Origin of the sequence: Gillisia sp. Hel_I_29, from assembly GCF_000744275.1 — a bacterium.
Classification (GTDB): Bacteria; Bacteroidota; Bacteroidia; order Flavobacteriales; family Flavobacteriaceae; genus Gillisia.
Genome location: NZ_JQLP01000005.1, coordinates 2,121,474 through 2,140,246, shown reverse-complemented (window position 1 = coordinate 2,140,246; position 18,773 = coordinate 2,121,474). Strand labels below are relative to the sequence as shown.

20 protein-coding genes are annotated in these 18,773 nt (G+C 33.1%); 13 read left to right on the top strand and 7 right to left on the bottom strand.

Going from position 1 to position 18,773, the window contains the following annotated elements; translation table 11 throughout:
- Positions 1-153: 153 nt before the first annotated feature.
- The 8 genes from hisG (at position 154) to hisIE (ending at position 7,382) form a co-directional block, all read left to right on the top strand.
- Positions 154-1,017, top strand: a complete 864-nt coding sequence (hisG, locus tag P163_RS14945) for an ATP phosphoribosyltransferase (RefSeq protein ID WP_034893020.1) — start codon at positions 154-156, stop codon at positions 1,015-1,017.
- Between the two features lie 5 nt (positions 1,018-1,022).
- Positions 1,023-2,306 carry a histidinol dehydrogenase gene (gene hisD / locus P163_RS14940; RefSeq protein WP_034893017.1) on the top strand — a complete coding sequence of 428 codons (1,284 nt, stop codon included), beginning with the start codon at positions 1,023-1,025 and terminating at the stop codon, positions 2,304-2,306.
- Between the two features lie 3 nt (positions 2,307-2,309).
- The gene (gene hisC, locus P163_RS14935; RefSeq protein WP_034893014.1) at positions 2,310-3,356 is read left to right on the top strand and encodes a histidinol-phosphate transaminase; all 1,047 of its coding nucleotides are present in this window, start codon (positions 2,310-2,312) and stop codon (positions 3,354-3,356) included.
- Between the two features lie 61 nt (positions 3,357-3,417).
- A complete protein-coding gene (hisB, locus tag P163_RS14930) occupies positions 3,418-4,557 on the top strand; it encodes a bifunctional histidinol-phosphatase/imidazoleglycerol-phosphate dehydratase HisB (protein WP_034893011.1) in 1,140 nt (379 codons plus the stop codon).
- Between the two features lie 21 nt (positions 4,558-4,578).
- Positions 4,579-5,172 (top strand): imidazole glycerol phosphate synthase subunit HisH, encoded by a 594-nt coding sequence (gene hisH, locus P163_RS14925; protein ID WP_034893008.1) that lies wholly within the window; start codon positions 4,579-4,581, stop codon positions 5,170-5,172.
- 10 nt (positions 5,173-5,182) lie between these two features.
- A complete protein-coding gene (gene hisA / locus P163_RS14920) occupies positions 5,183-5,956 on the top strand; it encodes a 1-(5-phosphoribosyl)-5-[(5-phosphoribosylamino)methylideneamino]imidazole-4-carboxamide isomerase (RefSeq protein ID WP_034893005.1) in 774 nt (257 codons plus the stop codon).
- A 3-nt stretch (positions 5,957-5,959) separates the two neighbouring features.
- Entirely contained in the window at positions 5,960-6,715 is a 756-nt protein-coding gene (gene hisF / locus P163_RS14915) for an imidazole glycerol phosphate synthase subunit HisF (RefSeq protein WP_034893002.1), read from the top strand.
- Positions 6,716-6,761: 46 nt separating this feature from the next.
- Positions 6,762-7,382, top strand: a complete 621-nt coding sequence (hisIE, locus tag P163_RS14910; protein WP_034892999.1) for a bifunctional phosphoribosyl-AMP cyclohydrolase/phosphoribosyl-ATP diphosphatase HisIE — start codon at positions 6,762-6,764, stop codon at positions 7,380-7,382.
- 8 nt (positions 7,383-7,390) lie between these two features.
- Here hisIE and P163_RS14905 read toward each other — a convergent pair whose 3' ends face one another.
- From P163_RS14905 to P163_RS14890, 4 genes are all read right to left on the bottom strand, one after another.
- Positions 7,391-8,242: a pirin family protein gene (locus tag P163_RS14905; RefSeq protein ID WP_034892996.1), complete on the bottom strand. Its 852-nt coding sequence runs from the start codon at positions 8,240-8,242 to the stop codon at positions 7,391-7,393.
- 10 nt (positions 8,243-8,252) lie between these two features.
- Positions 8,253-8,993 carry an NYN domain-containing protein gene (locus P163_RS14900; RefSeq protein WP_034892992.1) on the bottom strand — a complete coding sequence of 247 codons (741 nt, stop codon included), beginning with the start codon at positions 8,991-8,993 and terminating at the stop codon, positions 8,253-8,255.
- A 154-nt stretch (positions 8,994-9,147) separates the two neighbouring features.
- Positions 9,148-10,026, bottom strand: a complete 879-nt coding sequence (locus P163_RS14895; RefSeq protein ID WP_034892989.1) for a cation diffusion facilitator family transporter — start codon at positions 10,024-10,026, stop codon at positions 9,148-9,150.
- A gap of 106 nt (positions 10,027-10,132) precedes the next feature.
- The gene (locus P163_RS14890) at positions 10,133-10,966 is read right to left on the bottom strand and encodes a DUF1853 family protein (protein WP_034892984.1); all 834 of its coding nucleotides are present in this window, start codon (positions 10,964-10,966) and stop codon (positions 10,133-10,135) included.
- A 240-nt stretch (positions 10,967-11,206) separates the two neighbouring features.
- Between P163_RS14890 and P163_RS18745 the strand changes: the two genes are divergently transcribed.
- Both P163_RS18745 and P163_RS18375 read left to right on the top strand, forming a co-directional pair.
- Positions 11,207-11,341, top strand: coding sequence for a hypothetical protein (locus tag P163_RS18745; RefSeq protein ID WP_262489660.1), 135 nt, complete (start codon positions 11,207-11,209; stop codon positions 11,339-11,341).
- 77 nt (positions 11,342-11,418) lie between these two features.
- Positions 11,419-11,565, top strand: coding sequence for a hypothetical protein (locus tag P163_RS18375; RefSeq protein WP_156100720.1), 147 nt, complete (start codon positions 11,419-11,421; stop codon positions 11,563-11,565).
- 7 nt (positions 11,566-11,572) lie between these two features.
- Here the strand turns inward: P163_RS18375 and P163_RS14885 are convergent, their stop codons facing one another.
- The gene (locus P163_RS14885) at positions 11,573-13,870 is read right to left on the bottom strand and encodes a penicillin-binding protein 1A (protein ID WP_034892981.1); all 2,298 of its coding nucleotides are present in this window, start codon (positions 13,868-13,870) and stop codon (positions 11,573-11,575) included.
- Positions 13,871-14,047: 177 nt separating this feature from the next.
- Positions 14,048-14,182: a hypothetical protein gene (locus P163_RS18740; protein WP_262489659.1), complete on the bottom strand. Its 135-nt coding sequence runs from the start codon at positions 14,180-14,182 to the stop codon at positions 14,048-14,050.
- A gap of 733 nt (positions 14,183-14,915) precedes the next feature.
- Between P163_RS18740 and P163_RS14880 the strand changes: the two genes are divergently transcribed.
- The gene (locus tag P163_RS14880; protein ID WP_034894466.1) at positions 14,916-15,764 is read left to right on the top strand and encodes an SdiA-regulated domain-containing protein; all 849 of its coding nucleotides are present in this window, start codon (positions 14,916-14,918) and stop codon (positions 15,762-15,764) included.
- A gap of 79 nt (positions 15,765-15,843) precedes the next feature.
- Here the strand turns inward: P163_RS14880 and P163_RS14875 are convergent, their stop codons facing one another.
- Positions 15,844-17,133, bottom strand: coding sequence for a dipeptidase (locus P163_RS14875; RefSeq protein ID WP_034892978.1), 1,290 nt, complete (start codon positions 17,131-17,133; stop codon positions 15,844-15,846).
- Positions 17,134-17,285: 152 nt separating this feature from the next.
- Between P163_RS14875 and P163_RS17955 the strand changes: the two genes are divergently transcribed.
- Positions 17,286-17,666, top strand: coding sequence for a hypothetical protein (locus tag P163_RS17955; RefSeq protein WP_051931261.1), 381 nt, complete (start codon positions 17,286-17,288; stop codon positions 17,664-17,666).
- A gap of 71 nt (positions 17,667-17,737) precedes the next feature.
- Positions 17,738-18,769, top strand: coding sequence for a transporter (locus tag P163_RS14865; RefSeq protein ID WP_034892975.1), 1,032 nt, complete (start codon positions 17,738-17,740; stop codon positions 18,767-18,769).
- The last annotated feature ends 4 nt before the right edge of the window (positions 18,770-18,773 follow it).

The following is an 18,773-nucleotide window of genomic DNA, read 5'->3' as shown; positions in this document are numbered from 1 at the left end:
TCATTACTGCGCTCAGGCGAGGTGAATTTGATATGTTGTAGTATTACATATTTTCAAAAACCCGTTTGAGTAGTTCAAACGGGTTTTTTATTTCCTTTTTGTAACTGCTCATTTTAATTAAACTAAAACTACCAATTCAAAAAAAAACTAAAAATGAGTAAAGAAAAATTAAGAATAGCAATTCAAAAATCAGGTCGACTTAATGAAGATTCTTTAAAGATCTTAAAAGAGGCAGGAATATCTATAGATAATGGTAAAGAGCAACTTAAAGCATCTGCTCAAAATTTCCCTTTAGAAGTTATGTATTTAAGAAACGGAGATATTCCACAATATCTTAGAGATGGAGTAGTAGATATAGCTATTCTAGGAGAAAATGTACTAATAGAAAAGGGTGATGACATTCTAAGAGGAGATAAACTAGGATTTTCAAAATGTCGTGTTTCTTTGGCGGTACCAAAATCAATGAAATATCAGGATATCCAAGATCTAAATGGAAAAAAGATAGCTACTTCTTACCCAAATACCGTTAAGAATTTCTTAGCAGAAAAAGGTATAAGTGCAGAATTGCATATTATTAACGGTTCTGTAGAAATAGCTCCAAATATAGGTTTGGCAGATGCTATTTGCGATATTGTGTCTAGCGGAAGCACACTTTTTAAGAATAATCTGAAAGAAGTGGAAGTGATGTTAAAGAGTGAAGCGGTACTAGCAATATCTCCTAAGATTTCGGCAGAGCGCAAAGCGATTCTTAGCAAATTAGAATTCAGATTAAGATCTGTTTTGAATGCAAGAACGTCTAAGTATATTTTATTAAATGCTCCTAATAATAAGATTGATAACATTTTAAAATTACTTCCCGGAATGAGAAGTCCTACAATTTTACCATTGGTTGAAGAAGGATGGAGTTCAATACACACCGTAATTAAAGAAGAACGTTTTTGGGAGGTGATAGATGAGTTAAAAGAGAATGGTGCTGAAGGAATTTTGGTTGCTCCAATCGAAAAAATGGTAATATAAAAGCGATGGAAAAGATTTATAACTTAACGAAAGCAGATTGGGCAGATATTTTAAAAAGACCTACCCAAACCGTTGCAGATATTGAAGCTACGGTTACTGATATTTTTGCAGAAGTTAGAAGTAAGGGAGATGAGGCAATAAAGAAATACACGAATCTCTTTGATGGAATTCAGCTAGAAGATCTAAAAGTAACTTTAAGTGAAATAAACAACGCAGAAAAGGAAATTACTGATGAGCTGAAACAAGCAATCTTACTTGCAAAAAGTAATATTGAAAAGTTTCACAAAGCACAAACAACAGGAAAGATAGAGGTCGAGACTTCTAATGGAGTAAAATGTTGGCAGGAAAAAAGACCTATTCAAAAGGTAGGTTTATATATTCCTGGAGGTAGTGCTCCGTTATTCTCAACTATTCTTATGTTGTCTATTCCAGCAAAACTTGCCGGCTGTAAAGAAATAGTGCTGTGCACACCACCAGATAAACAGGGAAATATAAATCCGGCCATACTTTATACAGCAAAACTATGTGGTGTAACCGAAATCTTTAAGATAGGAGGAATTCAAGCCATTGCTGCATTAACTTTTGGAACAGATTCGGTTCCTGGAGTTTATAAAATTTTTGGACCAGGAAATCAGTTTGTAACCGTTGCTAAACAACTAGCTACGAAATACAATGTAGCTATAGATATGCCAGCAGGGCCATCTGAACTTTTAGTAGTAGCAGATAAGTTATCTAATCCGGCATATGTAGCTTCAGATCTTCTGAGTCAGGCAGAGCACGGAGCAGATAGTCAGGTAATTTTAGTGTCTACTTCTCGAGAGCTAATAGATAAGGTGGAGATTGAAATAGAACAGCAGTTAGAACAATTGCCTCGAAAGGATATTGCGAGCAAAGCTATTGCAAACTCTAAATTGATATATGTAACTAGTAATGAAGAGGCTTTGGAGCTAATTAATGAATACGGTCCGGAACACTTTATAATCAATACCCAAGAAGAGGATTTTTTTATAGATGGTGTGGAAAATGCCGGTTCTATTTTTATTGGAAAATATACTCCAGAAAGCGCAGGAGATTATGCCAGTGGAACCAATCATACCTTACCTACCAACGGATATGCAAAGCAGTATAGCGGAGTTAACTTGGATAGTTTTATGAAAAGTATGACCTTTCAGAAAATTGATGAAACGGGTATTAAAAATATTGGTAGGGCAATAGAGATTATGGCAGAAGCAGAAGGTTTGCAAGCGCACAAAAATGCCGTTACTTTAAGGTTAAACGATTTAAAATAAGGTATGCAGCAATTCAATTTAAATAATTTAGTTCGTGAAAACGTGGCAAAATTAAACCCTTATTCTTCTGCTAGAGATGAATTTAAGGCTACAGGATCTGAAATGGTCTTTTTGGATGCTAATGAAAATCCATTTCAAACCGATGTTAATAGATATCCAGATCCACAACAAAGAGATCTTAAAGCGGCAATAGGTAATTTAAAAGGTATAAATACTTCAAAAATATTACTAGGGAATGGAAGTGACGAAGTTTTAGATCTGTTGTATAGAGCTTTCTGTGAGCCTAAAATGGATAATGTAATTAGTCTTCCTCCAACATATGGTATGTATTCGGTGCTTGCCAATATTAATAATATTGAAAATAGAGAAGTTCTACTTAATGATAGTTTTCAGCCAAATGTAGATGAGATATTAAATTCTGTAGATAAAAATACGAAGATCATTTTTTTATGCTCTCCAAATAACCCAACGGGAAATTCTTTTTCTAAGGATAAAGTAGAAAGAATTTTAACTGATTTTTCTGGACTTGTTGTAATAGATGAAGCTTATATAGATTTCGCAGTCCAAGAAAGTTGGTTATTATCATTGGAGAATTATCCAAATTTGATCATTACCCAAACCTTGTCTAAAGCCTATGGTTTAGCAGGAATAAGATTGGGAATATGTTACGCATCTTCAGAAATTATTACAATTTTAAATAGAATAAAACCACCTTATAATGTAAATGAACTCACTCAGAAAAGAGCGTTAGAGAGAGTTTTGAGCAAAGAAGAAGTAAAATTAGAAATATCCTCATTAATAGATCAGAGAGCAGTATTGATTAAAGAATTACTTCAGGTCAAATTTATCAATGAGATATATCCTACAGACGCTAATTTTGTTTTGGTAAAGGTAGACAATGCTACGCAACGATATAATGAGTTAATAAATAAAGGCATAGTTATTAGAAATAGAACTACACAGCCACTTTGTAATAATACTCTAAGGTTCACTATTGGTAAGAGCGAAGAAAATAAGAAGCTAATCGATGCTCTTAAAGAGTTAGATTAGTGAAATAATTGTTTAAACAAATCCCTCTTCAATTTAAATTGAAGATTTATGAGTTAAGAATATGAAAAAAGTGTTATTTATAGATCGTGATGGAACCTTGATCTTGGAGCCAGACGATTATCAAGTTGACTCCATCGAAAAATTAGAGTTTTATCCACAAGCTCTATATTATCTTTCCAAAATTGCAAAAGAGCTAGATTATGAGCTGGTTATGGTAACCAATCAGGACGGCCTTGGTACAGAAGTATATCCAGAAACAAGTTTTTGGCCTATTCAAAATTTTGTAATTAAAACCTTTGAGAATGAAGGTGTCAGTTTCAAAGAGATTTTAATGGATAGAACTTTTGCAAAAGATAATTCTCCAACTCGAAAACCTCGAACAGGATTGTTAGAAGTTAAATATCTTGGCAATAAAGATTATGATCTAGAAAATTCATTTATGATTGGTGATAGGATGACGGATATGGAGTTCTCTTATAATTTTAAAGGGAAGGGAATTTTTATAGATTCTCATGCAGATCTGGCTACCAATGAATTGGAAAATGATACTTCAAAAATAGAAGACACTATCGCTTTAAGAAGTACTAGCTGGAAAGAGATCTATGAATTCTTGAAATTGAAAGATAGATCTGCAGAGATCACTAGAAAGACCAATGAAACAGATATCCATATTAAACTTAATCTTGATGGTACTGGGAAAAGTAAGATTTCTACGGGTATTGCTTTTTTTGATCATATGTTAGATCAAATAGCGCGTCATGGTAATATGGATCTTGAGGTAGCTGTAAAAGGAGACTTAGAAGTAGATGAACATCATACTATTGAAGATACAGCTATTGCATTAGGAGAAGTATTTGCGCAGGCTTTAGGAAACAAGCTGGGTATAGAGCGATACGGATTTTGCTTACCAATGGATGATTGCCTGGCTCAGGTAGCAATAGATTTTGGTGGTAGAAACTGGTTGGTTTGGGAAACCGAATTTAAGAGAGAGATGATAGGTAAGATGCCAACAGAAATGTTCTATCATTTCTTTAAATCTTTTACAGATGGTGCAAAGGCAAATTTAAATATCAAAGCTGAAGGATCTAATGAACATCACAAGATCGAAGCAATTTTTAAAGCTTTTGCAAAAGCCATTAAGGTAGCTGTTAAAAGAGATGCAAATAAAATGATTCTTCCTTCTACCAAGGGAATGTTATAACAGGAGTTAAAATTACCACAGATGAATCAAGATCAAAAGATCGTTATTATAGATTATGGTGCTGGAAATATTCAGAGTATAAAATTTGCAATTCAGAGATTAGGTCTGGAAGCTAATCTATCTAGTGATATAGCTGAAATTAAGGCTGCAAACAAAGTGATTTTTCCGGGAGTAGGCGAGGCGAGCAGTGCAATGAAAATGTTAAGATCTACCGGTATAGATCTAGAAATTCCCAATTTAAAGCAACCTGTACTTGGAATTTGTTTAGGAATGCAATTAATGTGTAATACTTCAGAAGAAGGAAATACAAAAGGTTTAGGCATCTTTGATGCAGAAGTTATCAAGTTCTCAAATCAGCTAAAAGTTCCTCAAATAGGCTGGAACACAATATTTAATCTAGAATCGGAGCTTTTTAAAAATGTTAAGGTAAATGAATTTGTGTATCTAGTACATAGTTATTACGTGGCAGAATGCGCTCAAACTATTGCTAGTTCTACCTATGGTATTGAATATACCACAGCAATTAAGAAAAATAATTTTTATGGGGTTCAATTTCACCCAGAAAAGAGTAGCGATGCAGGAGAACAAATTTTAAAGAATTTCTTAGACCTATAAAAAAACAAAAATGAGAATAATACCTGCCATTGATATAATAGATGGAAAATGTGTAAGACTTTCTAAGGGTGATTACAATACAAAGAAAATTTATAACGAAAATCCTTTAGAGGTTGCTAAGCAGTTTGAGTCTTATGGAATTAAGCATCTACATTTAGTGGATCTTGATGGTGCCAAATCCAAGCACATCGTCAATTATAAGATATTGGAGAAGATCGCCAGTAAAACTAAGCTAAGTATTGATTTTGGCGGTGGTTTGAAATCTGATAAAGACCTGCAAGTAGCATTTGAATGTGGAGCGAAGCAAGTAACAGGAGGTAGTATTGCGGTAAAAGATCCTGATACTTTTATTTCTTGGTTAAACTTATATGGATCTGATAAGATTATCTTAGGTGCAGATGCAAATGATGAAAAAGTGGCTATAAGCGGATGGACAGAAGAATCTACGGAAGAATTGATCCCATTTATTAGAAGGTTTCAAAAATTAGGAGTTAAAAATGTGATCTGTACAGATATCTCAAAAGATGGAATGTTGCAGGGACCTTCATTCGAACTTTATAAAAAAATTTTAGCCCAAACTAATGGGATTGAAATGGGAATATCTTCTCCAGAACTAGAAGGATCAAACAAGCTAAATCTTATCGCATCTGGTGGAATTTCTACATTTGATGAAATTCCTCAATTAGAGGAAATTGGATGTGAGGGTGTTATAATTGGAAAAGCTATCTATGAAGGTAGAATTGAGATGAAGCAGTTGGAAAAATATATCATGAACTCATACTAAACTATGCTTACAAAACGAATAATTCCTTGTTTGGATATAAAGAATGGTAGAACCGTTAAGGGGGTGAATTTTGTAGATCTTAGAGATGCAGGAGATCCTGTAGAGTTAGCTAAGATTTATGCAAAAGCTGGGGCAGATGAGCTAGTATTTTTAGATATATCTGCTACAGAAGAGAGACGTAAAACCTTGGCAGACCTTGTTTTTAACGTGGCAAAAGAAGTAAATATTCCGTTTACCGTTGGCGGCGGAATTTCTTCTATTGAAGATGTAGATATTCTATTACAAAACGGAGCAGATAAGGTTTCTATAAACTCCTCCGCCGTGAAGAATCCAGATCTTATAAATGAGCTAGCTCAAAAATTTGGAAGTCAATGTATTACCGTAGCAATAGATGCTAAAATGATTGATGATAAATGGATAGTGCATTTGGTGGGAGGTAAGGTACCTACAGAGCTAGATCTGTTTGAATGGGCTAGGGAAGTTGAAAAGCGAGGAGCAGGAGAAATCTTGTTCACCTCTATGAATAACGACGGTACTAAAAATGGGTTTGCTAATGAAGCTTTAGCAAAATTATCTGAAGAACTGAATATTCCAATTATAGCTTCAGGCGGCGCTGGAAATATACAGCACTTTTCTGATGCTTTTACCATTGGAAAAGCAGACGCAGCTTTAGCAGCTAGCGTATTTCATTTTAAAGAAATTGAAATAGTGGATCTAAAAGAAGAACTTAGAAAAAATGGAATTGCTGTTAGACTCTAGTGTTAATAACCATATACTAATATCAAGATAAGATAAAATTATAATTATGAATATCGATTTTAATAAAAATGGCGACGGTTTAGTGCCGGCGATAATACAGGATCAGGAAACTAAAAATGTTTTGATGTTGGGTTATATGAATGAGGAAGCTTTTTTAAAGACCAATGAATTAAAAAAAGTTACATTTTTTAGCAGAAGTAAGAATAGATTGTGGACCAAAGGCGAGGAAAGCGGAAATTTTCTGGAATTGGTATCTATTAAAAATGACTGTGATGATGATAGTCTTTTGATCATGGTGAAGCCTCAAGGTCCAACCTGTCATAAAGGTACAGATACTTGTTGGGGAGAAAAAAATGAAGCTAATTTTGGGTTCATTTCTGAACTTGAAGAAATAATCAAAGAACGCAAGAAAACCAGTGAGGTATCTCCGGAACTTAGAAAAGAAGAAAATTCGAGTTACGTTGTCTCACTATTCGATTTGGGAATGAACAAGATCGCTCAAAAAGTTGGAGAAGAAGCAGTAGAAACTGTTATAGAGGCAAAGGATAATAACGATGATCTTTTCTTAAATGAAAGTTCAGATCTCTTATTTCATTATCTAATTTTATTGCAAGCCAAAGGATTCACCCTTAAGGATATAGAGAAAACACTTAAAGGAAGACATTAAGTTTATGATCAATGCCAGCTACCTAGTTTTCCATTTTGAAAATCTGTGTATGCTTGGTCTATTTCTTCCAGAGAGTTCATTACAAACGGCCCGCGGGCAACCACGGGTTCGTTAAATGGTTTAGCGTCACCAAAGAGTAGCAAACAATCTTCTGTTGCTTCAATTAATAATTGAGTTTCATCATTTTCAAAATCTACCAACTGACGGTCCGTAACCAAACTTCCATTAACTCTTAGTTCTCCACGCATCAAATAGAATAGGATATTATTTTCTACTGAAATATTCAGTTTTAAAATTCCAGATCTTTTAATGCTAAATGTTCTTAAATTGATATTAGTTAAAGTTTTGAAGGCGGCATCGTGATCTTCAAATTTACCAGAAACAAGTTTAGCTTTAACTTTGCCTTCATCTAGAGAGAGCACAGGTATCTTATTTTCTTGCAAGCCTTTATATTGTGGAGGTGTCATTTTTAATGCGGCAGGTAGGTTAATCCATAATTGCAATATCTCCAGATCTCCTCCAAACTTCTTAAAATCATCAGAAGATAATTCTGTATGTATAAGTCCGCTGCCGGCAGTCATCCATTGTATTCCTCCGCTAAAAATTACGCTCTCATTGCCATTAGAGTCTTTATGGGCAATATCTCCTGCAATTATAAAAGTAACGGTCTCCATACCTCTATGAGGATGAGGACCAAAGGGTAATCCATTATTTAAAGCGCCAAAGGTTTGCGGCCCGTGATGATTTATAAATAAAAAGGGATCTATCATTTCCAGATCTCTCGTTGGCATAGGGGAGTAGGTAATTAAATCTGCTATGGGACGGCATTCTGCAGAATAAATTTTTTTGATAGATCTCATAATCCAAAATTTACATTTTGTTTCTAACGTATATAAGCTTAAATCTCCCTTTTTGATTCTCTCTAGATTCGATCTCGAATTTATTGATAGAGTTAATCATTGGAGTTAACTTTTGGAAGCCATAGTTTCTTGAGTCAAAGTTGGGTTGTTTTTTTTGTAATAATCCACCCACATCTCCTAAAAATGCCCATCCATCATCATCAGCAAGGTCAGAAATAGTGCTCGAAATCAATCTTATAACATTAGGAGTGATCTTATCTACCTCGTTCTTTTTCTCTGCTTTATCTTTAGTATCTGTAGATTCTGAATCTTTATTAGATTGAGATTTCAAGATCTCGATATAAATAAATTTATCGCAAGCTACTATAAAGGGTTCGGGAGTTTTTTTCTCTCCTATCCCAATAACATTCATTCCTGCCTCTCTTAATCTTGTTGCAAGTCTAGTAAAATCGCTATCACTAGAAACTAAACAAAAACCATCTACTTTATCTGAATATAAAATATCCATTGCATCGATGATCATTGCAGAATCTGTTGCATTTTTACCTTGTGTATACCCATACTGCTGTATTGGATTGATAGCATTTTCTAAAAGCACATTTTTCCATTTCCCTAAATGAGGCTTAGTCCAGTCGCCATAAATACGTTTAATAGTTGGATTTCCATATTTAGCGATCTCTTCCATCATTTCTTTTATATAAGCAGAAGGTATGTTGTCACCGTCTATTAGAACTGCTAGTTTTGATTCCATTTTAATTTAAGTATATAATTAATCTTTAGCCGATTAAGACTATTGCATTTGTAAATTCAGTAAGCAATAAATTTGCGAAAAATTTTACTTAGAATTACTATCAGAAGATAAATTTCCTAGTCTATCTAAAAAGTTTAAAATCAAATTATCTCTCTTATAATTCATCATCTGGCTCCACATGTATAAGTACATCTGCAATTTCTGGTAATTCCTGTAAAAGATCGTTTTTAACTTCATGAGCAATATCATGCCCTTCTTTAACAGTAATTTCGGCTGCTACTGCAATATGAAGGTCTACGTGATAGATCATTCCTGTTTTTCTGACAAAGCATTTTTCGGTTTCTACAACTCCCGGTACCTCTTCTGCTACTTTTCTAATATCCACGATCATTTCATCATACATATGTTCATCCATCACTTCTCCCAGAGCAGGTCTAAGTATTAGGTAAGCGTTATAAAGAATGAAACCGGCAGCAAATATGGCGGCCCAATCATCTGCGGTCTCATATCCTTTTCCCATTAATAGGGCTATGGTAATACCAATAAATGCCATTAACGAGGTAATTGCATCACTTCTATGGTGCCAAGCATCCGCTTTAAGCGAGGTACTATTGGTGAGCTCGCTTTTCTTCGATACAAATCTGTAGAAAATCTCTTTTGTTATTATAATTCCTGCCAAGACCAGCAAAGTAAAAGGCTCTGGAACCTTATGCGGAGTTTTGATATGTTGTATGCTCTCATAAATGATGATGGCTGCAGAAATTATCAAGAACATTACCACCATAAATGTTATAAGAGGTTCTGCTTTTCCATGTCCGTAGGGATGATTTTCATCTGGAGGTCTACTTGAGTATTTTAAACCTAGTAAGACTAATAGTGAAGAGAATACATCTGTGGTAGATTCTATAGCGTCTGCAATTAAAGCATATGAATTTCCAAATATTCCGGCAACACCTTTAATTATTGCTAGTGCCAAATTACCAGCAATACTTAAATAAGATGTTTTAATAGCTTCTTGGGTATTGGAGTTCATTTGCAGACGATAATTTTAAGACGCAAAGTTAATTGGTAACAACAAAACAGATACATTTTATCACAACTATTTTAAATAAAATAGCAAAGCCAATTATAGTTTTTTCTTACCACCAGACTAAGAAAAAACTTTCCCAAGTATCCTCACTTATTTTTCTCCAAATTAGTGGAGACTTATTCTTTTCAAGTGACCTTGATAGTTCTTCCTGAATTTCTGAATAAGAATACCATTGATCATTGTGTTTTGGATGAACGGGCCAATTACGTTTTGACGGAATAAAGTAGAGGTTTGCACTATACTCTTTTGTTTCAAATTCTTTTGATTTTAAGTAATAGCCTTCAATACATTCATTATTTATAAATGGAAATCCATTCTCTAACATCTCTTTTGGAACAAATAGCTTGGCTTTGAAACAAACTTTCTGATCTAATTTGGAAATATCAATTTGATAACTCTCTAATGCTGAGCGCGTTTCATCGGCTTCTACTAATGGAAACTGTTTTGATTTTAATTTATTTATTTTCTGTTGTAAGGTATCTTTTCTATTTGGACCTATCCACCTGTCTATTTCATTAGGTATTGATGGGTCGTAGATGTAAAATTTATAAACCAGTTCTAAATGGATAATTTGAAGTGAGGGCAGATCTTGAAGTATAAAATCTATTTCCCCAAGTGTTACTTTTTTCCTAAATATTTGAAGGTTGCTCGCTAATATTTTATAAGTAGGAGAAAGAGAGATAAATTCTTTAAAAAAGATTTCCATTCTTTTTCCCATTACATATTGGGTGTCTAATTCCGGCAAAACGCTCTTAAAATCATGAGATGGTGATAGCTTAATTTGCGGAGTGTTAAACTGTTCCAAATTAAATATCTCTTCGTTTTTCCAAAGAGAAGGAGTCTGAAGGAAACCTATAAATTGATAGTATAAGGAGTTCTGCATAATATGTTTAGGCTATTGATAATATTTGTTTTTAGACTTGGCATGGTAAATGTCTTGCATGGAACTTATTGAATCACCTTTGAAAACAGTAGATAGCAAAGCTAAATAAGAATTACTCAAAGAATTAACAATAAGTAGAACTTAAATTTTAACAATTTAGATTATATTTTTAACGTTTTAAACAATCAAACAATTGTTTAGAATTATTCGTATAAATTTGATCAACTATTCAGATAAATTATGACCAATATTAAAACTACGCAGCATTTTAAATTAGAATTCTTCGATAAGTATGTTATTGTTGAAGGAATTACCGGTGCTATCGTAGATAGAGAGATAGCTCAAATTACGCTAAAATCTATAATGGATCATTAGATGGAAAAAATTTTACAATTATCTCTAATAGAGTAAATGAATATATATTAGACCTAGATGCTTACTCTTCTAAAATATTGAAAAAGGTAAAATCTTTTGCAGTAGTTTCCACTAATCCGAAGGTAAAAGAAAGAGCATTATTGGAACAAGATAAGTATGACCATGCTTTTGCTTTTTTTAGTTGTATAGAAGAAGCTAAAAATTGGGCAGAAAGCTTTAATTAACTGCATGTTAATCTTTCTTCTTTTTACCGAATAGTTTTTTGAAGAAGCCTTTCTTTTCTTTTTTATTATCCTTTTTAACTTTAGACTTATCTGGGTTATTGAAAATCCTACTGAAAAAATTGTCTCTGCTGGAAGATTCGCAATCCATCATGGCTGTTACCTGAGACGATGGGCTGCCAAATCTAGCTTTTGTAATACCATCAAAATCTGAATCTTTATTTAAAGCTTGTATAAAGAGCGCAAATACAGGTAAAGCAGAATTTGCTCCTTGACCAATTCTGGTATTTCTAAATCCTATTCTAGGGTCATCTGTTCCTACCCAGGTAATAGCAACCATTTTTGGAGTTATACCTACAAACCAACCATCTTTGTTAGACTGCGTGGTCCCTGTTTTACCAGCAATGTCATTTTTAAGTCCGTATGTAGATCTTAATCGTGTTGCAGTTCCTTCATTTACTGTAGCCTTCATCATTTCTATCATGATCTCTCGATTTTGCTCAGAATATGCTGGAGACTTTTGTACTTCTGGTTTAAATTCTACCAAAACGTTTCCTTGTCCATCTTCAATACTTGTGATATAATAAGGGGTACTTGGCTTCGCATCATTTACAAAACTTGTATAGACTTTTGTCATTTCTTTTAAGCTGATTTCTGCTGTACCTAGTGCTATTGATGGAACTTTAGGAAGATCAGATTCTATACCCATTTTATGAGCTTGGTTGATGACATTGCTAATTCCAGTTTCCATAAGTACTTTAACAGCTATGGTATTAATAGAATTACTCAATGCAGTTTTCATATTGTAATTCATAAAAGGATCATCACCATAAGATCCGGAGTTTTTTGGAGTCCATCCACCTGGGTATGTAACTTCATTTATAGAAAAATAGGAGCAGGGTTCAATTCCACTCTCTAAGGCAGCAGTATATACTATAGGTTTAAAGGTAGAACCTACCTGGCGTTTACTTTGTGCAACATGATCATATTTAAAATGTTCAAAATCTACTCCACCTACCCATGCCATAACAGCACCGGTTTTTGGAGTTACAGCCATGAAACCTGCGTTTAAGAACTTTTGATAATATCTAATACTGTCTAAAACAGTTCCTTTTATGACTTTATTTTTACCGTAATTAAAGACTTCAATTTCATGAGGATTCTTATCTAAAATAGATAAGATCTCTTTATCTGAATGTCCTTTCTCTTGCAATTTTTTGTATTGCGCTGTACGCTTTAAAGCATCTAATAAAATAGCATTATTAGTAATCCATGGGCCTTTAGTTCCATAAGATTTTTCATGAGCAGTTTGAAGTTCTGCCATATGCTTATTTACAGCCTGCTCTGCCAATTGTTGCATTTTGGAGTCTAGAGTGGTTCGAACAATTAAGCCATCTCTATAAATATTATAAGGTTCTTCTCTATTATTCTTTAAAGTATCTAGGATCTTTGTAAGATCTTTTCTAAGTTGCTCTCTAAAATATGGAGCTATACCTTGATCATGCCCATAATATTGATAGTCGAGTTCTAGGGGAGAAGTCTTAGCCTTCACCATTTGCTCTTCAGAAATAAATTTATATTTCTTCATTTGAACAAGAACAACATCACGTCTAAGCTTACTCCTTTCAGGGAAAAGCCTAGGGTTGTAATAATGAGAAGCTTTTAGCATTCCTACCAGTACAGAAGATTCTTCCAATTTAAGATCTTTGGTATGTTTGTTAAAGAATTTCATGGAAGCGCTTTCTATACCAAATGTGTTATCACTAAAAGGAACGGTATTTAAATAAAGCGTTAGGATTTCCTTTTTATCATATACATCCTCTAAGCGAGAAGCAATTATAGATTCTTGAAGTTTATTAATTACTATTCCTAAATATCCATAATCTTTTCTACCATATAGGTTCTTTGCTAATTGTAATGTAAGGGTACTTCCACCTCCCGAAGATCTATCTTGCAGTAATATAGACTTGACAAAAACACGCATTAAACTGCGATTATCAATACCGTCATGTTCAAAAAATCGAATATCTTCTGTTGCTAATAAGGCATTGGTAAGATTTTGAGGTATTTGCTCATAAGTTATGGGCTGCCTATCGAAGATGTAGTATTTACCAATTAGGTTACCATCTGCAGAAAGAACTTGAGTAGCTTCATTTTGTTTAAGCTCACTCAGATCTTTGGTGGAAGGAATTTTACCAAATAATCCAAAATAAATAGCAGCAAAAAATAATACAAAAATGGCTGCAAGCGCCAATATGATTCGGATCACCCATTTTAATTTGGGAGAATTTTTAATTCTTTCTAGCATAGTTATTGTTAAGCAGAACAAATAAACGAATACTTAAAAAATCTAAATGTGGTTTTTACGTAATTTTAAGATTTTTAGTAAGATATCATAAGAAAGAATAAAAAATAATAGTCGGTTTTCAAACTTGAGAACCGACTAGATTTTTAATTTTTTGATCATATTGATGAAGTTTAAGGATTAATATCCGAATCTTCTTCTGCTATACCAACTATCTCTGGTAGATCCCGTACTGTTTAAAAAATGTTTGTGGTGTGTTAGATCACCCTCTTTAATAACATTTTGATTGCTTGCGATGTTTTCTAATGCTGTCATGATATTTTAATTTTAGTTATTTTTAAAAACCGTAGCATCTACTATTAAAAGTATTCACACGTTTAGTGTCTCTTAAGTTTAGAAAGATCTTTCTAATACTCTTCTTTTCTCCGTTTAGGGTGCCCTCTAATATTTTCATAATTGAAAATTTATTATATTATTATCTAATGGTTAAAACGTCTTCTGCCATTCCAACAACTTCTGGTTGATGATGCAGTGTTGAAAAGCATCTTTCTTGAAGCTATTTCTAGGTCAATCATGCTAAAGTTTTCATTATTGTTGAATAATGCCTTCAAATTTGAATTCTTTTGTTGAAATATTAGTAGTCAAATCGTCTTCTGTTATTCCAATTATCCCGAACAGATGAGCTTGAGTTTAAATATCCTTTACGATGACTTAGAACTCCTACTTTTTGTGAATTGTAGTTTTCGATGATGTTAGATAAAGTTGTCATGATTTAAAAGTTTAAAGGTTATATCTAATAGACTATCAGAAACTTATAATGTTACAGTACTATGTATAAAATAGTACTATATTAACATTTAATTAACAATTAATATCAGTCTTGCTTGTTTTAGAAGATTATGTCCTTAACTAATTTTATTAAAGTCTTATAATAATATTGACACACAAAATTCTATTCATATACTCATTGTTTTTAAATTGCAGTGTAGAAAGTAGTTTTCAGAAATAGAACAGCATTTGGAAAGCTCTAATCAAAATCAGTATGAAAATGCAAAGAACAGTTCTTTTAATTATAGCAGGAGTTTTTATGGTAGTGGGAGGTATATACGTTGCTTTTAGGGGTAACGCTCCAGAGCGAAACATGCCTGGTTCCCAAGTTATGACCATTATTAAACAATGGGATATGCCAGATGAATTAGAAGAAATTAGCGGGATCTCATTTATAGATGATAATAGAGTGGCATGTGTTCAAGATGAAAAAGGAGTAGTGTTTATCTATAATTTAAAGACGTCAAAAGTTGAGAAAAAAATAGATTTTGGAGATTCCGGAGATTATGAAGGTATTACTATGGTTGGAACTACCTGTTATGTTTTGAGAAGCGATGGAGTTTTATTTAAAATCGAAGATCTTGATAGCGATCCTAAAGAAACAGTTAAAATTAAAACGTCTCTAAAATCAGAATATAATTTTGAAGGATTGTGCTATGATAAAAAAAATGATCAGCTTTTATTAGCTATTAAAGACAAGGCATCAGATGATTTTAAACCTGTTTACGCTTTTGATTTAAACACGAATACACTTAAAAAAGATCCTGTCTTTACAATTCCTTTTAATAGTAACGTATTCGACAAGTTAGAAGAGAAAAGATCTAATAAACTAATGAGACCTTCAGATTTGGCAATTAATCCGAAGGATGGAAAGGTATATATTACAGAAGGTTCTAACCCAAAACTTTTAATTACTTCAACTAATGGTACTCCAGAAAAATTATATGTTTTAAAAGAGAAGCAATTTGCGCAGCCTGAAGGTGTTACCTTTAATTCTAAAGGAGAGATCTTCATTTCTAACGAAGGTCATGGTGGTCCTGGAAATATTATAAAATTAACCCTGAAATAATAAGTTGGTTCGATAAAAAACTAAAAAAAGCCTGAATTTCTTCAGGCTTTTTTATTTTTTGAAATCTAATTAATGTCTCCTAAACTTTTTGAAGTTTTTGAGCAACTGCTTCAACTTCATCTAAAACTCTTAAAAGATTCTCTCCCCAAAGTTTTGCTATCTGTTTTTCAGTATAACCTCTACGAACTAATTCTTTAGTAACATTTAGAGATTCTGAAGCATCATTCCAACCCTCAATTCCACCACCACCATCAAAATCTGAACTAATACCTACATGGTCAAGTCCTATTTTACTTACCAAATAATCTATATGGTCTACATAATCTGCAACATTTACTGGAGGTACCGTTTTTTTAAGTTGTTCTAATTCTGGCTTAACTTTATTTTCCAATTTTTGATAAGCTTCATAATATTGTTCTTGTGCTTTGTGGTCTAATTTATGGACGCTATCTCTCTCTAAAACAGTAAAACTATTTTGCTTTGCGTGCTTTTTTAATAGTTCCATTTTAGCATCGTTATAGGCATTATGTTTTTCGGTATTTACGTAAGAACTAAAAGCTACGGTTTGTACAACTCCTCCATGCTTTTTAAACAACATTAACAGTTCATCATCTAAATTTCTGCTATGGTCACATAAAGCTCGGGTAGAAGAGTGAGAAGCGATTAAAGGTGCTTTAGAAAGCTCGAACATTTGTTTGATAGCCTCTTTTGAAGGATGAGAAACATCTATCATCATTCCTAATCTATTCATTTCAAGCACCGCTTTTTTACCTTCTTCACTTAGCCCGTTGTGTAACCAAACATTATCTTCTTCTCCCGTATTAGAATCAGACAATTGACTGTGGCCATTATGGGATAGTGACATATATCTTGCGCCTAGATTATAAAATTTCTCAATATTGGCTAGATCTTCTCCAACTGGGTAGGCATTTTCTACCCCTATCATTGCCACTTTTTTACCTTGTTTTAATAGACTTCGTACTTCTTCGGAATTAGTAGCCAACCCCATTTCATTTGGAGCTAGTTCTTCAGTAAGTTTATGGATGGCTTCAAATTTTAAAATTGCATTTTCGTATGCTTCCTTATAACCTTCAGTAGTAAGATCACCTTGACCGGTGTAAACAATTAACCATGAAACATCTAATCCTCCATTTATCATTTTTGGAAGATTCACTTGAGTATCCAAATTTTGCGTGTAATTCTTTTCTTCGGTAAAATTTTTAATATTGATATCGTTGTGCGTATCTATGGTAATTACTTTTTTATGAATTATGGAAGCCTTTTCATTTATTTCAGATTCGGTTAATTTTTGTGAAAATGATACCTGAACAATTAAAATAGTTACTAGTCCTGTTAACGTTAATTTCATATGTAATTGAATTGGTTTATAAAGTGTTAATTTAAGAATTTAATTGCGATTTCACTTATAAGTTTTATGAGATAAAATTAACGCTAAATGTTACTAGTGTTACATTCATATCCTATTTATAGAATATCTTTGTAATCCCTAATATTTGATTGTTGAAACTTTTTTACGCTATACTATTATTATCATCTTTCCTTTTTAGGCCTGCTTATGAAGTTGCAAATGTTGCCTATTACGAGCTTAATATAGATTATATAATAGAGAAGTATTGTGTGAATAAAGCCAAACCAGAAATGCATTGTGATGGGAAGTGTTTTCTGAATTCTCAATTAAATAAATTAGACAATCCTACTTCAAAAGATAATAAAGGAATAGCTCTAAGTAAAACCTTTATTCCTGCATTTTTTGAAAATGTATCTTATCCTAATTTAGAAGCAACAGCGCTCTTTTTTAAACTTGATAATTGGGGTGATCTAAATCTCCACAAGTATACTGTGATTAATGCTTTTGAGCATCCGCCCAACGCTTCATTTTAATTTCTAATCATCTTAAATTAAAATTAATAGAGTTCGAAATAGCATCGAGCTCACAACACTTATACCTTAAAATGAAGAATATATTAAAAGTATTAGCTATTCTAGTAATAGCTACAAATATTGCTATAGCGCAAGAAGATCCATCTACCAATTCTCAAAAATGGACATCTGCAAGACCAGATGGGCATGCTCCAATTTCTGTAATGGGAGATCATACACACCATAAAGGAGAGTGGATGTTTGGTTATAAATTTATGAATATGAATATGGAAGGACTTCAACATGGGCAAGATAATATCAAAAGCTCTGAAGTTTTTAATAGCTATATGGTGGCTCCTAAAAAGATGACTATGCAAATGCATATGCTGGGAGTAATGTACGCTCCAACCGATAAACTGACACTTATGGTGATGACTAGCGTTCTTGATAAGGAAATGGATGCTTCCACTAAAATGGGGATGAATTTTACCACAAATTCTTCTGGCTTTAGTGATCTTAAAATTTCCGGATTGTACCAACTCTTAAATAAGAATCGCCAGCAAGTTCATGCGCAACTTGGAGTTACTATTCCAACAGGTAATATAGAAGTAAAGGATGTTACTGCTATGTCTAATAAAATGCAAGTAATTTTACCTTATCCAATGCAATTAGGAAGCGGTACCTTAGATGGATTGATCGCTATTAATTACTTAGCTCAATCTGATTATCTATCTTTTGGAACACAACTTAAAAGTACTCTAAGATTTGGAGAAAATGATAGAGATTATAGATTTGGTAATAATTATACATTGAATTCTTGGATGGCTTATAAAGCTGCATCATGGCTGAGCATGAGTGCAAGAGTTGAAGGAAGTATAACCGATGAAATTTCTGGAAATGATAGTAGTTTAAATCCAATGATGATTCCGGCAGCAAATACCAAGAATTCAGGCGCTAAATCTATAACTACCGGAGTTGGAATCAATACTTATATTCCAACGGGTAGCTTTAAGAATTTGAGATTTGGATTGGAATACGCATTTCCTGTATATCAGGATATGAATGGAATTCAGCTAGAAAAAGAGGAAACCCTTACCTTAGGATTACAATACTCTTTCCATTAAATAA

What these genes read in the sequence shown, in the direction of transcription:
- hisG (WP_034893020.1), top strand. Translation starts at nt 154, where the DNA reads ATGAGTAAAGAAAAATTAAGAATAGCAATTCAAAAATCAGGTCGACTT.
- hisD (WP_034893017.1), top strand. Translation starts at nt 1,023, where the DNA reads ATGGAAAAGATTTATAACTTAACGAAAGCAGATTGGGCAGATATTTTA.
- hisC (WP_034893014.1), top strand. Translation starts at nt 2,310, where the DNA reads ATGCAGCAATTCAATTTAAATAATTTAGTTCGTGAAAACGTGGCAAAA.
- hisB (WP_034893011.1), top strand. Translation starts at nt 3,418, where the DNA reads ATGAAAAAAGTGTTATTTATAGATCGTGATGGAACCTTGATCTTGGAG.
- hisH (WP_034893008.1), top strand. Translation starts at nt 4,579, where the DNA reads ATGAATCAAGATCAAAAGATCGTTATTATAGATTATGGTGCTGGAAAT.
- hisA (WP_034893005.1), top strand. Translation starts at nt 5,183, where the DNA reads ATGAGAATAATACCTGCCATTGATATAATAGATGGAAAATGTGTAAGA.
- hisF (WP_034893002.1), top strand. Translation starts at nt 5,960, where the DNA reads ATGCTTACAAAACGAATAATTCCTTGTTTGGATATAAAGAATGGTAGA.
- hisIE (WP_034892999.1), top strand. Translation starts at nt 6,762, where the DNA reads ATGAATATCGATTTTAATAAAAATGGCGACGGTTTAGTGCCGGCGATA.
- P163_RS14905 (WP_034892996.1), bottom strand. Translation starts at nt 8,242, where the DNA reads ATGAGATCTATCAAAAAAATTTATTCTGCAGAATGCCGTCCCATAGCA.
- P163_RS14900 (WP_034892992.1), bottom strand. Translation starts at nt 8,993, where the DNA reads ATGGAATCAAAACTAGCAGTTCTAATAGACGGTGACAACATACCTTCT.
- P163_RS14895 (WP_034892989.1), bottom strand. Translation starts at nt 10,026, where the DNA reads ATGAACTCCAATACCCAAGAAGCTATTAAAACATCTTATTTAAGTATT.
- P163_RS14890 (WP_034892984.1), bottom strand. Translation starts at nt 10,966, where the DNA reads ATGCAGAACTCCTTATACTATCAATTTATAGGTTTCCTTCAGACTCCT.
- P163_RS18745 (WP_262489660.1), top strand. Translation starts at nt 11,207, where the DNA reads ATGACCAATATTAAAACTACGCAGCATTTTAAATTAGAATTCTTCGAT.
- P163_RS14885 (WP_034892981.1), bottom strand. Translation starts at nt 13,870, where the DNA reads ATGCTAGAAAGAATTAAAAATTCTCCCAAATTAAAATGGGTGATCCGA.
- P163_RS18740 (WP_262489659.1), bottom strand. Translation starts at nt 14,182, where the DNA reads ATGACAGCATTAGAAAACATCGCAAGCAATCAAAATGTTATTAAAGAG.
- P163_RS14880 (WP_034894466.1), top strand. Translation starts at nt 14,916, where the DNA reads ATGCAAAGAACAGTTCTTTTAATTATAGCAGGAGTTTTTATGGTAGTG.
- P163_RS14875 (WP_034892978.1), bottom strand. Translation starts at nt 17,133, where the DNA reads ATGAAATTAACGTTAACAGGACTAGTAACTATTTTAATTGTTCAGGTA.
- P163_RS14865 (WP_034892975.1), top strand. Translation starts at nt 17,738, where the DNA reads ATGAAGAATATATTAAAAGTATTAGCTATTCTAGTAATAGCTACAAAT.